The sequence below is a fragment of the Paenibacillus rhizovicinus genome, assembly GCF_010365285.1.
Classification (GTDB): Bacteria; Bacillota; Bacilli; order Paenibacillales; family Paenibacillaceae; genus Paenibacillus_Z; species Paenibacillus_Z rhizovicinus.
Map to the genome: position 1 here is coordinate 5,518,555 of NZ_CP048286.1, position 15,581 is coordinate 5,534,135.

A 15,581-nucleotide genomic window follows, 5' to 3' on the forward strand; every position below is an offset into this window, starting at 1 on the left:
TGAATTATTTCCCCTGTAAAAACTTGTATTATCGATCGAAAAACGAGGGATTGCATCATAAATCGTTCAACATCACAAAATTTATGTTGACTTCATGACTGATTAGTTTTATAACTGACACAAGGACATCAAATTCCACATGAAAGCGTTTGAATGAATGTGGGGTTGTATAATTATTTGTGGGATTGATGTTGGTTTTCTTAAAATGGGAGGTCTATGGGATGAAGAAAGTGAACAAAGCTGCAATCGCATCACTTGTTTTAACTTTAACGACCGGCGCGCTCTTGTCCGGCTGCGGAAGCAGCAACAACGGCAACGGCAACGAGAACTCGGCCGCGTCGCCTGCACCGCAAGACAATGCTGCTCCTAAAGAAAAGGTCGTGCTGGATTTCTGGACGTTCTGGGGATCCGAGACGCGCCGGCCGCTGGTCGAGAAGATCATCGACGATTTCAACAAAGCCCATGAAGGCACAATCGAGGTTAAGCACTCTTATTATCCTTACGGCGACATCTGGACGAAGTCGCTCGCGCAGACCGCGGCCGGCAATCCGCCGGACGTCATCGTGAACAGCATCGAAGAGACGGGGCTCCGCGCGGCGAAGAAACAGAACACGAACCTGGCTGAATTCCTGGCCAAAGATCCGACGGTGAAGGATCGTTTCCGCGAGGATCTCTGGAACACGGTGCTCTACAAGAACGATCCTTACGCGCTGCCTTTCACGACGGATACGCGCATGATGTTCTACAATAAGACCGCTTTCAAGGAAGCCGGGCTCGACCCGAACAAGTTCCCGGATACTTGGGACGAGCTTGAAGAAGTGGCGAAGAAGCTGGACAAGAAAGACGCGAACGGCAAGTACGCGCGCATCGGCTATGCGCCGCAATTCGCCGGATTCGACGCGAAGAGCATCGCGGTCAATTTCGACGGCGGCAAGGGCTGGCTGGACGAGAACGGCCAAGCGAACATCAGCACGCCGAATAAAATCGAAGGCTTCAATTACGTGCAGCGCTACACCGACCGCCTCGGACAGAAGAACATCGACGAGTACAAAGCGGCGTTCGGCAGCAAAGAAGCGAATCCGTTCATCGCGGGCAAAGTGGCGATCTGGCCGGATGCGGTGACCTTCCAAACGCAGCTTCGCGACTTCGGCAAAGGCATGGACGTCGGCATAGCGCCGATTCCCGAGACGAAGGAAGGCGCGGGACACTGGAGCACGGGCGGCGGCTTCGTGGTCGAGATTCCGGCAGGCGCGAAGCATCCCGCCGAATCGTGGGAATTCATCAAGTATCTGACCGATGTTCAGGCGCAAACCTACTGGGCGAAGATGAATTACGATAACGTCGCGAACGTGCAGGCTTCCAACGATCCGGAATTGACCAAGGATCCGATTTACAAGGCGTCCGTCGACAATTTGGCCAACACGCGCGTATACACGCGTCCGGCGGCTGCAGCGGATCTGTTCAAAATGCTCGATCCGCAAGTCGACGCGATTCTGACGAAGAAGAGCACGCCTAAAGAAGGGCTTGACCAAGCCCAAAAGGATGTATCTGATCTGATAGCTCAAAACGGAGGCTAAACCGAATAGCCGATAGTTCAGGGGAGCGGTTGGTTGTCAGCCGCTCTTCCTTTCTTGAAGCGAACCGCCTCCCGACGGACTTGAACGCAATTGTAAAGAGGAAGGTGATTGACTTGTCCAATACCTATAGAACCGGCAAGAGGAGCCGGTTGTCGCTGGAGCGCAAGGAGGCCGTTTGGGGCTATGCATTCGTTCTGCCATGGATCATCGGATTCCTGGTGTTTACGTTCGGTCCGCTGCTGTTCTCGTTGTATGCGAGCTTTACGAATTACGACATTACTTCGCAAATGGATTGGGTAGGCGTACGCAACTATCGCAATATGTTCACCCATGACACCTTGTTCTGGAAGTCGCTGCACAATACGTTGTACTACGTGGTATTTAACGTTCCGCTCACGACCTTCGCGGCTTTGCTTCTGGCCGTTACCATGAATCAGAAAATTCCCGGTATGCGGATCTTCCGAACCGTTTTCTATTTGCCCTCCGTGCTTGCGGGCGTCGCTGTGTTTTACCTGTGGATGATGCTGCTGAATCCCAGCACGGGACTCGTCAACATGGCGCTGGGCTGGGTCGGCATCGACGGACCCGCCTGGATGACCGATCCGAGTTGGACGAAGCCTGCGGTCATTCTTATGAAACTGTGGGGTGCGGGCGGGGGCATGCTCCTGTATCTGGCCGCGCTGCAGGGCGTTCCGGACCATCTGTACGAGGCGGCCGAGCTCGACGGCGCAAGCCCGATCCGCCGTTTCTGGCATGTTACGGTGCCGATGATCACGCCTGTTATCTTCTTCGAGCTGGTGACCAATCTGATCGGCGCGTTCCAGATTTTCCAGGAAGGCTACGTCATGGTGCAGGATCAGGCAACGCCGGGCTCGCCGATGAACTCGCTCCTGTTCTATAACCTGCATATGTTCTTGAAGGCGTTCCAATCGTTCCAGATGGGCTACGCGACGGCAATGGCCTGGTTCCTCTTCGTCGTCGTCATCGTCCTGACCTTGATCAACATGGCTTTGTCGAAGCTGTGGGTCCATTACGAAGGAGGGGATAATCGATGAGCACGACCGCCGCGTCGTCTTCCGGCAGTTATTTTCAAAGCCGGCGAGCGCGCAAACGAATAGCGAACATCGTCATCGCCATCATCATGATCGCGCTCGGAATCGTTTGTCTTGCGCCGTTCTGGTGGATGTTGTCCACGTCGCTTAAATCCATGAAGGAAATCATGAGCTTTCCGCCGACGAAGTATCCGCATGCCCTTCATTGGGAGAACTACAAGCATGCCTGGGTCAGCGGCCATTTCAGCCGCTATGCCCTGAATACGCTCTTCTTGTCCTGCGTCGGCGTGGTCGCGCATATTCTGTCCAACACGTTTATCGCCTACGGTTTTGCCAAGATCAAGTTTCCCGGCAAAAACTTTCTGTTCTCCCTGATGCTGGCGACCATGATGATTCCGGGGTTCTGCACGCTGATTCCGCAGTACATCCTGTTCTCCAAGCTTCATTGGGTAGGCACCTATCTACCGCTTACGATTCCCGGTTTCTTCGGCAGCGCCTTTCAAATCTTCATGCTCCGCCAGTTTTACTTGGGTATTCCGAACGATTTGATCGAAGCGGCCAAAATCGACGGGGCGAACCATTTCTACATTTGGTCCCGCATCATGGTGCCGCTGGCGAAGCCGGCCGTCATCGTCATCGCGATTACGACGTTCCAAGGGGCGTGGAACGATTTTCTCGGTCCGCTGCTCTACGTGAACAAAGAATCGATGTTCAATATTCAGATCGGGCTTACGGCATTCCGCAGCGCCGAACTTACCCAGTGGAATTACCTGATGGCGGCGTCGTTGATCTCGCTGGCGCCCGTCATCCTGCTCTTCTTCTTCTTTCAGCGTTATTTTATTGAAGGCATGAATATTGCATCCGGCACCAAAGGGTGATTAGAGAGACCGGGCAAGCAGGCACCGGTCGGAGTGGAGGGAAACGATAATGGAATTCAGCAGAGACAACGGCTTGCCCAGCATCAAGGCGGAGCGCTACGAACTGACCTTTCCGAAGGATCGCCCGTATGTCTACGTCAAGGAGGCATCCGGCGAAACCGTGATGGAATTGTTCGTTCCTTCGAGCATCCATTCGCTGGCCGACCGCGACGATACCGTCGAAATTCTCGGCGATTGGACGATCGAGGAGGCCGATGGCTGTTATGTCGCGTCGATTGAAGCGAAGAGCTCGGTGTGGGAGAAGAAGCTGTACCGTTTCCGGTGCGAGCCGCTTCGATTCTCGTACGAAATGGAAGTGTTCGGCGCGGGCAAGCTGGCCGAGGTGAATTATTTCGGCGGTTATTACTCGGGGCATGTGCGCTGGGGTTCGGGCTTCTTCTGCTCCGGCCAGCGTTTCAAGCAAGGCTTCAATCCCGAGCCCAACGGCCAGGAAATCAATTACTTCGCGCCTACCGGCGGCTCGGTGATCGACCTGATGGGCGTGCCGCTGCCGGGCAAAGGCGACTGGTTCTTCACTCCGCCGCCGTTCTGCTTCGCGTTCGAAGCGGGACAAGGCTGGATCGGCGTCGGCGTCGAAGCCAAGCCGGGCCATAACCGTTTTACGGAGTTCACGTATCACGCGCAATTCGGGTTCCACCTGTCCTTGTCCTACGAAGGGCATACGGAGGCCAATGGTCATTACGCCTTGCCTGCGATCGGCTTCGACTTCTCCGATTCCGAGTACGGTGCGCTTGCGGCGCATGTCCGCTCGCTGCGCGAACGAGGCTTGGTCAGCAGCAAGCCTGCTGCCGGCAAGCCGGATTGGTGGAAGAGCCCGATCTTCTGCGGCTGGGGTTCGCAATGCTATGTCGCGGCGGTTGCCGGGGAACGCGCGCCGAACTTTGCGCGCCAGGAGCTGTACGAGCAATTCATGGCGGAGCTGGACCGGAACGGCATTACGCCGGGCATCGTGGTGCTGGACGATAAGTGGCAGGCGCAGTACGGCGAGAATCTCGTCGACGAAGAGAAGTGGCCGGATGTGAAAGGCTTCATCCGAAGTCAGCATGAGTCAGGCAAGAAAGTGCTGCTGTGGTTGAAAGCCTGGGATCCGGAGGGTCTGCCGGCAGAAGAGTGCATCCGCAATGCTGCGGGTCTTCCGATCGCCTTCGATCCGACGAATCCGGCATTCGAGCAGCGGATGCGCGCTTCGATTCGCCAGATGCTCGGCGCGGACGGCTACGACGCGGACGGCTTCAAGATCGATTTCTCGGCTCGGATTCCGAGCGGCCCCGGCATTCGTGCCCATGGGGACGAATGGGGCATCGAGCTCATGCGCAAATATCTATGGATCCTGAACGACGAAGCCAAGAAGACCAAAGCGGACGCGCTCATTATGTCGCATACGCCGCATCCTTATTTGGCGGACGTCGTCGATATGATCCGTCTGAACGACATCAATACGGGCAAGGACGTCATCAAGGCCATGACCCTTCGGGCCAAAGTGGCCGCCATCGGCTGTCCGGACGCCGTTATCGATACCGACAACTGGCCGATCACGAATCGTTCCGATTGGCGCGAATACGTGAAGCTGCAGCCCGAGCTCGGCGTGCCGTCTCTCTACTACGTCAGTCATATCGATATGACGAAGGAGCCGCTTGAAGAAGCCGACTATCAGCTCATTCGCGACGCTTGGGCGCAATCGAGGGCGAACGGCGGCAAGGGAAGCATCGCGGAAGCTGCGAGAGCGGGCGCATTGACGCCCGGCGAATCCGGGAATCCGGAAGCCGGAAATGCCGCCGAGAAAGAAACGGTGAACGGAGCTTGGTGGGCCTAGCTAGAAGCCTCCGAATTCCGGCAAGACGGTGCAGGAATCCAGCCGGCTCTCAATCGGATGCCTGCCGGATGCCTGCCTGATTAGAAGCAACATTCCGAACTTATTGAACGCATCGAACTCATCGATAACCTTTTCTACGAAACTTAACGCGGGAGTGATTTACATTGACTATTACAAGCAAGCCGCATAATGTCGTTACCTTGAAGCACGCGTCCGAAATGGCAGAGAAAGGGAAGTACGCGATCGGTTCTTTCTCCCCGCGTTATACGCCGGTCATCCAAGCCGTATTGCGCGCCGCGCAGCAAGCGCAGTCTCCGTTTATTTGCCAGATTTCGCAGAAAGAACTTGAGCGTTACGGGATTACCCCGAAGGAGTTCGCGGATGAATTCTACGCGTGCTTGAAATCCGAGCAAATTACGGTGCCTGCCGTTCTTCATCTGGATCACACGAAGACGTTCTCGGTCATTCGAGAAGCGATCGAAGCGGGTTTCACCTCGGTGATGATCGATGCTTCCGAGAAGCCGTTCGAAGAGAACATCCGTATTTCGAAAGAAGCGGCGGATTTTGCTCATGCGAACGGCGTTTCCGCCGAAGCGGAGCTTGGCATGATCGGCACGACGGACTATATCGAGACGGACAATGACGAAGAATTGTATACGGATCCGCAGGAAGCGAAGCGTTTCGTCGAAGAGACGGGCGTTGATTCCCTGGCCGTTTCCGTTGGAACCGCGCACGGCGTTTATATGGTGAAGGAGCCTAAGATCGATTTTGCCCGTCTTGAGGCGATCCGGGAGCTGACTCCGGTGCATCTCGTGCTTCACGGGGGATCCGGCGTTCCGGCGTGGATGATCGAGAAGGCGATCCAGCTGCCGAAAGGCGGGGTCAGCAAGGTCAACATCGCTACGGATCTCGAACTATCCTTGCTGGAAGCGCTCGGCCGGACGGAGCGGATGACCAATGCGGAGCTCAAGGCGCTCTCGCCGGAAGAGTTGAACGTAGGCCTGGCCGCGGTAGAAGCGACCGTTCTCGATAAAATTTCGAATTTCCTGGGCAGCAAGGACCGCGCGGCGGACTTCTTGTTCTAGAGGCGGGCAAGCAAGCGAGCCTGTCAGCAGCCCACGCGCACGCGAAAATCTTTGATTCCATCCGAAGGAGTTTACGACATGTCTAATAGAAAGAAGCTTCATATGATCGGCAATGCCCATCTGGATCCGGTTTGGCTATGGCAATGGCAGGAGGGCTTTCAGGAAGTGAAAGCGACGTTCCGTTCGGCGCTCGACCGGATGAAGGAGAACGACGATTTCTTGTTTACGTCGAGTTCCGCCGTCTACTACGAGTGGGTGGAGAACAACGATCCGGCCATGTTCGAAGAAATCCGCGCGCGAATCAAGGAAGGCCGCTGGGAAATCGTCGGCGGCTGGTGGATCCAGCCGGACTGCAACATTCCGAACGGCGAATCCTTCGTCCGCCAAGGCTTGTATGCGCAGCGTTACTTTAAAGAGAAATTCGGCGTGACCGCGAAGGTCGGCTACAACGTGGACAGCTTCGGCCATTTCGGCATGATGCCGCAGATTCTGAAGAAATCCGGCATGGACTATTATGTCATGATGCGCCCGATGCCTAACGAGAAGGGCCTCCCGGGACGGCTGTTCCAATGGGAATCGGATGACGGTTCGCAAGTGCTGTGCTTCCGCATCATGTTCGAATACTGCACGTGGGGCAAAGAACTGGATCTTCACGTCGCCCGCTGCGCCGCGGAGCTGCGCGAGCCGATCGACGAGCTGATGTGCTTCTACGGCGTCGGCAATCACGGCGGCGGACCGACGAAGGAGAACATCGCGAGCATTCGCCGCATGAACGAGGATCCGGCGCTGCCCGAGCTCGTCTTCAGCACGCCGAACCGGTTCTTCGAAGCCGTCGAGGAGAAGGAGGTGCGCTATCCGGTCGTCCATGACGATCTGCAGCATCACGCGAGCGGCTGCTACGCGGTGCACTCGGAAATCAAGAAATACAACCGCAAATCCGAAAACATGCTGATCGCGGCGGAGAAGTTCTCGGCCATTGCCGAACGCGCGACCAATCAGCCGTATCCGAAGGATTTCATCACCGCTTGGAAAGGCGTTCTGTTCAATCAGTTCCATGATATTCTCGCCGGCACTTCAATCGAGCCGGCTTACGAGGACGCGCGCAATTTGTACGGCGAGGCGCTTGCCATCGCGGACCGCAATTTGAACTATGCGGTTCAATCGCTCTCCTGGAACATCGATATCGAGGAAGAACAGGGCATGAAGCCGATCGTCGTGTTCAATCCGCATTCCTGGGCTTACCCGGCGAACATCGAGCTGGAAATGGGCGGCAGCATCAAGGACGGCACGATTCTCGTGGATGAAACCGGCAAGCAAATCGCGTTCCAGAGCGTGCAATCGCTCGCGACGGCGAACGGCCGTTACCGTCTGAGCTTCGTCGCCGAATTGCCTCCGATGGGTTATCGGGTGTACAAGCTGCGCACGGAGGCGACGGAAGCAAGGCTGCAGATCAGCCCGATCAAGGCCAACGATTACGCGATGGAGAACGACCGCTTCCGCGTCGAATTCGATCCGAAGACCGGCTTCATCAGCAGCCTGCATGACAAGAAGCTCGACTTCGAGGTGTTCCGTCCGGAGAACGGCGGCGCGGCCAAGCCGGTCGTCATCGAGGACAAGAGCGATACGTGGAGCCATAACGTGTTCCATTTCAATAACGCGATCGGCGAATTCACGGCGACCAGCGTGAAACGGGTCGAACACGGTCCGGTCAAATCGGTCATCCGCGTAACCTCCGCATACGGCAGCTCCAGGCTGGTTCAGGATTTCACCATGTACCGGGAACTGGATTACATCGACGTGAAAGTGACCGTGGACTGGCGCGAGCAATTCAAGATGCTGAAGCTGGTGTTTCCGATGAACTTCGTCTTCACGCGCCAAACGTACGAAATTCCGTACGGTTTCAAGGAGCGGGAGCATAACGGCGAGGAAGAGCCGGGACAATCCTGGGTCGATTACGGCGGCATCGCGCGCGACAAGGGCGTCTTGTACGGCTGCAGCATCATGAACGACGCGAAATACAGCTACAGCATCATGAACAAGGAACTGGCGATCACGGTGCTGCGCAGCGCGATCTACGCGCATCATGATCCGAAGGTGCCGGAGGAGAACGGCCACTATACGTTTATCGACCAAGGCATTCAGACCTTCAATTATCGGATCATGCCGCATGAAGGCAACTGGGAGGAAGCCGGCACGGTCAAGAAGGCGCAGGAGCTCATCCAGCGTCCGTTGTCGGTCATCGAGACCTACCATGAAGGCAAGCTGCCTCAGCAGAATTCCTTCCTGTCGGTGGACAAGGATAACGTCATCGTGGGCGCGATGAAGAACAGCGAGGACGGCGACGATCTGATCATCCGTCTGTACGAGACCTCGAAGGTCGCGACGGAAGCCGTAATTTCGCTGCCGCAATGGGGACGCACGATCCAGACGACGTTCGGCCCGTGCGAGATCAAGACATTCCGGGTATCGAAGGATGCAAGCGTGCCGGTCCGCGAAGTGAACATGATCGAATGGTAATGTCCTGTCAGGCCGAGGATCCGCGAGGATTTTCGGCCTGACAGGCAGGAAAACGGTGGAAAGGAGGCGAATTCGATGCTATTAGGCAAGGATGCGGTCCGGAGCGAACTGCAGGCAGCGGGACGCTATATGATGGAACACGGCCTCGCTTGGGGCAACGCCGGCAATATTAGCGCGCGTACGGGAGAAGACCGTTATTTGATCACGGCGAGCGGAACCTTCCTGGGCGAGCTGGGCGATGACGATTTCGCAGAATGCACCTTCGGCGGATTGTCGTTCCCGCAAGGCCGCAAAGCCTCGAAGGAAATGCCGATGCACCGCGCGGTTTACGAACGGCGGCCGGAGATCGGGGCGGTGCTTCACGCTTCGCCGTTCTACAGCACCATGTTCGCGTGTTCGAACGAGGAGCTGCCGGCCGATTTGTTCGTCGAAACGATGTATTACCTCGAACGGGTGGAACGGGTGCCGTATTGCCATCCGGGGTCGGAGGAGCTCGGCGCGGCCGTGCGCGAGAAGGCAGGGCGAGCGAACGTGCTGCTGCTGGAGAACCACGGGGTGCTCGTCTACGATACGAACATCCGCGAAGCGCGCATGGCGCTGCAAACGCTGGAGATGGCCTGCCGCATGCTGGTCACGGCCAAGAGCGCCGGCGTGCCGCTTGCCAAGCTTCCGGAGCAGACGGTTCAGCACTTCTTGAATCATGCGGGCTATAAGCCGAGAAGGGAGTGGAAGGCGTGAGCGTCGTTTCCAATGCGCCTTCCCTGATCGGCATCGTGGCGGATGACGTGACCGGGGCGAACGATATCGGCATCATGTACGCCAAAGCCGGCTACAAGACGCATGTTTATACGTATGATCCCGCCGAACCGCTTCATATGCAATCAGGCGAGCGGCCCGACGTGATCGTGCTGGACACCGATTCCAGATTCGACGCGCCCGAGACGGCGTACGGCAAAGTTTTCGAAGCAACCCGGGAGCTGCAGCGCGCAGGCTGCACGGCTTTTATCAATAAAACCTGCTCCGTCGGCCGGGGGAACATTGGCGCGGAGTTCGACGCCATGCTGGACGCGCTGAACGAACGCTTCGCCGCGGTCGTGTTCGGATTTCCGAAGAACGGGCGACTGACGCAAGGCGGCATTCATTACGTGCACGGCCGCAAGCTGGAGGATTCCGAGTTTCGGCACGATCCGGTGCATCCGATGACGCGTTCGGATTTGGCGGGCATTTTACGGCGGCAGACGAATCGGAAGGTGACGATTGTTACCGGTGAAACGGTGGCGCAGGGCGCCAAGGCGGTAAGCGCGCGAATCGAGGAGCTGAAGAAGGATTACGGCTACGCGATTATCGATGTAGAAGACCAAGCATCCCTGCATACGATCGCCGAAGCCGTCCAAGACGAGCGCGTGACCGCCGGAGCGTCGGCGCTTTCGGAAGAGCTGGCGCTTGTATGGGGAGCGAAGCAAGGCGCGGGAGACGAATCCGGCGTGCCGAAGCGCGATGAGCTCGGCGTGGTTATAGCCGCCGGCAGCCTGATGCCTCAAACGGCTGGCCAGATCGCCGAAGTCAAGGCCGCCGGACGAGTCGCGGCGTACGAGCTGAATGCGCTGCTGCTGTTTACGGAAGAGGAGCGGGAATCGGAACTGGGACGCATTGCGGCATCCATGGCGGCCGCGGTGTCGGCCGGCCGCGATGCGCTGGTGCACTCCCCGAATACGCCGGAAGCGGTGGCCCGCACGATAGCGGAAGGGGAACGCCGCGGGCTCGCCGGCACGGAAGTTTCGCGTCTCGTATCCGGCGCCGTCGCGGCGATCGTCCAGCGCGTGCTGGCGGCGACCGGACAGAACCGGGCCGTCATTGCCGGCGGGGATACTTCCGCCGCCGTGTGCGCGGGGCTCGGCGTGCGAGGCATGCGGATCTTCCGCGAAATTCAGCCCGGCCTGCCCTCTTGCGTCACGCTCGGCGAACGCCCGCTGCTGCTCGTGCTGAAGTCGGGCAGCTTCGGCAAGCCGGATTTTCTGCTGCAGGCGGCAGACCACGTTCGCCATGCCTAGCAGAAGCAGGTTCAGCAGCGATGCATGCAGTTGATTCGCGAATATAAAGTTGTCGGGGGGGATTCACAGTGATCGTCGCACACAGGCGCAACAAAATCAAAGAACAGCTGCTGCTGGAGAAGAGCGTTAAAGTAGCGGAGCTCGTGAAAACCTTCAATGTTTCCGAAGAGACCATTCGCCGGGATTTGCATCAACTGGAGATCGAAGGGATCGTTCAGAAAAATTATGGCGGAGCCATATTGATCGACGACATCCAGCAAATTTCCGCGTCTATCCCTCCCGTGCAGCAGAGAAAGTTCAAGTATTTCGAGGAGAAGGAAGCCATTGGCCGCAAGGCGGCCGAGCTGGTGCAGGAGAATCAAATCGTCATTATCGATTCAGGTTCGACCACGTGGTGCGTGGCCCGCCATCTGAAAATGCGGGAAGGGCTGGTCGCCGTCACGAACGGCATCAACATCGCGGAGGAACTGCTGGAGAACGAAGGCTCCGAGGTTTTCCTGCTCGGCGGCAAAGTCATCAAGAAATCGATGAGCCTTGTCGGGCCTGTAGCCGAAGCGGAGCTGCAGCATTACAACGCCGATTACGTGTTCATGGGGACGACCGGCATTTCGCTGCGCAAAGGCTTTACGAGCTCGGACATTTACGAAGCGGAGATCAAGCGGGCGATGGTGGCGGCCGGTCAGAAGGTCGTCGTCGTCGCCGATCACAGCAAGTTTCAGGCGCAAGCCTTGATTGCCTACAGCGCCTTTAAGGACGTGGATATTTTGGTCACGAGCTCGCTGGCGGATCCGATCATTCTGGCCGAAATCCGGAAACTCGGCGTGCAGGTTATCGCGTGCGATGTAGAATAACCGAACAACGCAAATACAGACAAACCAATCGGGACCGGAGCTAACGCTAGTTCGGTCTTCTTTTGTACATTCAAAAAACGCAAACCGCGAGAGGATGAGAAGCAAATGAATCAAAGTCAGCTCATATGGCGGGTCGGCGAGCCGAACAGCGATCTGCGCGGCTTTCAGGACAATTATCGCGATCCGGATACCGTCGCCAGGCGAATATGGACGATCGGAGAGGACGGCAGGCCGATGGATGCCGATCCGTGGCCGTTGTTCCATGTCAGCAATGCCGATCCGGACGGCGGCTATGCGCCGCATCCGTATACGGTTCGTTTCCGGCTGGAGGGGCAGCCTGCGCCTGCTTACCGGTTAACGCTGCATTTTATCGTCACCACGCCGCGGACCCCCTATGTCGCCATCATTGTGAACGGCATCGAGGGAAAGGGCTTCCTGCATCCGGCGCCTTCAGCCGACGGAATCATGAAACCGAAGCATTCGCTGCACACGACGATTTTTGCCAAAGGTACCATGGAGATGATCATTCCGGCCGAGGGACTGCGAACCGGGTGGAATGAACTGACCGTGGAGGCGCGGGACGACGATCCGATCGTACATGTTCATAATCCGCAAGCCGTCCTCCGATTGGACCGCATGGCCGATGCCGCGGGCTTCTACTATGACTGGATGGAGCTTGAGGCGCTGACCGGACTGCCCGATCAGGCCATCGTCCGGCTTCGGGTGAAGCCTTCCGTCTTGTACCGTCAGGAAGGCGGGAAGCTTCTTGAACGGGTTGACGCGTATCTCGAATTCGGACGCGCATATGCGGGCGAACCGCTGCAACTCACGCTCGCGGGCGCGGATGGCCGCGAGACGCGCATACCGCTCCATCCCCCGGTGGGTCTGTTCGGACACGCCGCTTATTCCTTTGAAATCGAAGACGGGGAGGGCGAAGTCGCGTATCGTCTGGAAGGACGCGCGAACGGCGTTGCTATCCATGAGCAAGGTCAGTTCAAGCGCCGGCGCAAATGGCAGGTCTATACGACGCCCCATGTCCATACCGATATCGGCTACACCCATCGTCAGTGGGAAGTAGCCGAACGGCTCTGCCGCAATTTGGATAAGACGATCGAGCTCGTGCAGGCGGAGCGCGAAACGAGCGAACGCTGGGGATACCCGCCGTTTACGTACGTGCTCGACTCTTCCTGGGCGCTTGAGGAATTCGCCGCCTATCGCGACGAGAACATGCAGGCCGCCTTGAAGGATGCCGTCCGGCGCGGGGAGATCGGCGTCCCTAGCAATTATACCGATCTGCTTACGCAATTTGCCTCGCTGGAGGATCTGATCCGAAACGGCGAATTCAGCGATGGCTACCTAAGCGAGCTTGGACAACGCGCCGACCATGCGGCCATTGTCGACGTGGCATCCGCGAGCGGCTCGCTTCCCGCTATTCTGGCGGGCATGGGCGTGCGCTACCTGGTGCATGCCAATAATCAGGACCGGGGGCCATTCCGGTTGAACGGCAATTTGCATCAACTGAACCCGTTCTACTGGGAAGGCGTGAACGGAGGGCGCGTGCTCGTCTGGCTGGCCAAAATGTACTGCGAGCTCAAGAAGGTATGCGGATCTCCCGCTACGAAAGAGACGGCCGCGAAGGGGCTGCAGGTATGGCTGGACGAATTCGAGCACGAACATTACGCGCCCGATGCCGTCATGCTGTATGGACAAGATGCGGACAATACGGATATTGATCCCTACCCGATCAGCTTCGTCAAAGAGTGGAACGATACCTATGCCTATCCGAAGCTGATTCCTTGCGATGTCAGCGCGTTCTTCCGCTATGTCGAAACCAACTTCGGCGACACGCTCCGAACCGTCAAAGGCGATCAAGGGGCTTATTGGGAAGACGGCGTAGGCTCGAGCATTGCCGAATCCATCAAGGTTCGCCGTACGCAGGCGATGCTGCCCGCAGCCGAGACGCTGGACGCGCTCGCCGTCATTCATGGCGACGGCGCGGCATTCCCGCGTCAGCACTATAACGCGGCTTGGCGAGATGTACTGTTGTACGACGAGCACACCTGGGGAGCGTTCCTGGCCGGTTCCGATTCGCAAGCCTTGCTGCAGCAGGATCAGTGGAAGGTGAAGCGGCAGATGGCGGAGTCCGCGGAAGGCTGGGGGGAACGGCTGCTTCTCGCGGCAGCGACCCGGCACAGCTTGCGCTGGAATAATAACGGCCGCGAAGTGGTGGTCTACAACCCGCATAGCTGGCCTTTAAGCTCGGAAGTGATCGTGGAAATCGCCAGAGGGGAACAGGTTGTCGATCCGTTATCGGGGCAGCCGGTGCCTTTGCGTTTACTGCGCGAAACGCACTCCCAGGCAGTGGTGCAGCTGTGGGTGGATGAGGTGCCGGGGATGAGCTGCAGGCGATTGATCCTGCAGCCGTCCGCTGTTCCGTTGCAGCCGCGGCAAGTCGAAGTGAAAGGCGGCTCGCCGATCGTGCTGGAAAGTCCGCATTATCGCGTGGCAATCGATGCGGAGCGCGGCTGCATACGATCCTGGACGGATCTGGAGTCGGGAAGAGAACTGGCGGAAGACGGAGATGAGCACGGCTTCGGCGCCTTCCTGTACGCGCGCGGCGGCGAAGGGACGAAGCTGCTTGGCAACCATGCGGACAAGTCGGATAGCGGGGCGGAACTGCTCAGCGACTTCGAGCTGAAGACGGTTCATCGCGCGGAGAATGCCGCATCGAGCTCGGTTACCGTGACGGGCGTCGTGCCGATGGGCGAACTTACGATCGAGTGGGAGCTGTTCCGAATGTCCAAACGGCTGGATCTTCGATTCCAGTACGCGAAGCGGGAGACAACGGCAACGGAAGCCGTCTATATCGCATTCCCGCTGCGGCTGACGCATGCTTCCGTGCTGTCGGATTCGCAGCTCGGCTGGGTGAACTGGGATCGCGACCAGCTGCCGGGCGCCTGCAAGGAATGGCTGCCGTTGCAGACCGCGATGCTCGTGCATGGCGCCGAAGCGGCCGTGACCATCGCTTCGCCGGATATTCCGCTCTTCACGGTGAACGAAGAGGTCAAAGGACGCTGGCCGAAGGAGCTCAAGCTATCCGGCAGCAAAGTGTTCTCCTACGTGCTGAATAATTATTGGAAATCGAATTACAAGCCGTCCCAAGGCGGGCTGATTACGTTTGCCTATTCGTTGACGAGTTCGAACGAGCCCAAGCTGGAAGAAGCTTACCGGTTCGGCCATTCCAGAAGGCTTGGCTTGTACGGCCAGCGGATGAGCTTTCAAGAGCAGCGTACGGAACGGGCGCCGTACCTGGAGAACAGCGGGGGCACCATGGCCGTCGTCGAGCCTGCGCAGGTGGCAGCGACTACGATCAAAGGAGCAAGGAACAAGGAGGGCGTCATCGTCCGCTTGCAGGAAATTTCCGGTCGGGAGCAGCGCGCGACATTGTCCTTCCCGGGAAGGCCGATTCGCAAGGCGCGGCTAACAGATCTCCTCGAACATGACGGCGAAGAGCTTAAAGCTGAGCTGGACGGTTCCGTTCGAATTCCCGTCGGCGCTTGGGGACTGGCCACGGTCCGCGTAAGCTTCGACTAATTTCAGAGTGGAAGAAACAGTATGAAATAAGAAGACGCCGAGACGCAAGACGCAGAGAGTGATGCTCTGCGTCTTTTTGTCATCCGAACAAAACAAGAGGTTC

The 15,581-nt window shown here is 57.7% G+C and carries 10 protein-coding genes; all 10 read left to right on the forward strand.

Features of this window, described 5'->3' with window-relative positions:
- The first annotated feature begins 221 nt into the window (after positions 1-221).
- The 10 genes from GZH47_RS24615 to GZH47_RS24660 all read left to right on the forward strand — a co-directional run bounded on the left by GZH47_RS24615 (position 222) and on the right by GZH47_RS24660 (position 15,478).
- Positions 222-1,577 carry an ABC transporter substrate-binding protein gene (locus tag GZH47_RS24615; protein WP_162643663.1) on the forward strand — a complete coding sequence of 452 codons (1,356 nt, stop codon included), beginning with the start codon at positions 222-224 and terminating at the stop codon, positions 1,575-1,577.
- A gap of 104 nt (positions 1,578-1,681) precedes the next feature.
- Positions 1,682-2,632 (forward strand): carbohydrate ABC transporter permease, encoded by a 951-nt coding sequence (locus GZH47_RS24620; RefSeq protein ID WP_404823719.1) that lies wholly within the window; start codon positions 1,682-1,684, stop codon positions 2,630-2,632.
- On the forward strand, positions 2,629-3,507 hold the full coding sequence (locus GZH47_RS24625; protein ID WP_162643665.1) for a carbohydrate ABC transporter permease: 879 nt from the start codon (positions 2,629-2,631) through the stop codon (positions 3,505-3,507). Before GZH47_RS24620 ends, GZH47_RS24625 begins: the two co-directional genes overlap by 4 nt.
- A 49-nt stretch (positions 3,508-3,556) precedes the next feature.
- Positions 3,557-5,380 carry an alpha-amylase family protein gene (locus tag GZH47_RS24630; protein WP_162643666.1) on the forward strand — a complete coding sequence of 608 codons (1,824 nt, stop codon included), beginning with the start codon at positions 3,557-3,559 and terminating at the stop codon, positions 5,378-5,380.
- Positions 5,381-5,544: 164 nt separating this feature from the next.
- Positions 5,545-6,465 (forward strand): class II fructose-bisphosphate aldolase, encoded by a 921-nt coding sequence (locus GZH47_RS24635; RefSeq protein WP_225446197.1) that lies wholly within the window; start codon positions 5,545-5,547, stop codon positions 6,463-6,465.
- Between the two features lie 78 nt (positions 6,466-6,543).
- Positions 6,544-8,982 carry an alpha-mannosidase gene (locus GZH47_RS24640; protein ID WP_162643667.1) on the forward strand — a complete coding sequence of 813 codons (2,439 nt, stop codon included), beginning with the start codon at positions 6,544-6,546 and terminating at the stop codon, positions 8,980-8,982.
- 75 nt (positions 8,983-9,057) lie between these two features.
- Entirely contained in the window at positions 9,058-9,720 is a 663-nt protein-coding gene (locus GZH47_RS24645; RefSeq protein ID WP_162643668.1) for a class II aldolase/adducin family protein, read from the forward strand.
- The gene (locus GZH47_RS24650) at positions 9,717-11,033 is read left to right on the forward strand and encodes a four-carbon acid sugar kinase family protein (RefSeq protein ID WP_162643669.1); all 1,317 of its coding nucleotides are present in this window, start codon (positions 9,717-9,719) and stop codon (positions 11,031-11,033) included. The genes GZH47_RS24645 and GZH47_RS24650 overlap by 4 nt, the downstream gene beginning before the upstream one ends.
- Positions 11,034-11,101: 68 nt before the next feature.
- The gene (locus GZH47_RS24655; RefSeq protein ID WP_162643670.1) at positions 11,102-11,884 is read left to right on the forward strand and encodes a DeoR/GlpR family DNA-binding transcription regulator; all 783 of its coding nucleotides are present in this window, start codon (positions 11,102-11,104) and stop codon (positions 11,882-11,884) included.
- A gap of 105 nt (positions 11,885-11,989) precedes the next feature.
- Positions 11,990-15,478: a glycoside hydrolase family 38 N-terminal domain-containing protein gene (locus GZH47_RS24660; RefSeq protein WP_162643671.1), complete on the forward strand. Its 3,489-nt coding sequence runs from the start codon at positions 11,990-11,992 to the stop codon at positions 15,476-15,478.
- Positions 15,479-15,581: the final 103 nt, after the last annotated feature.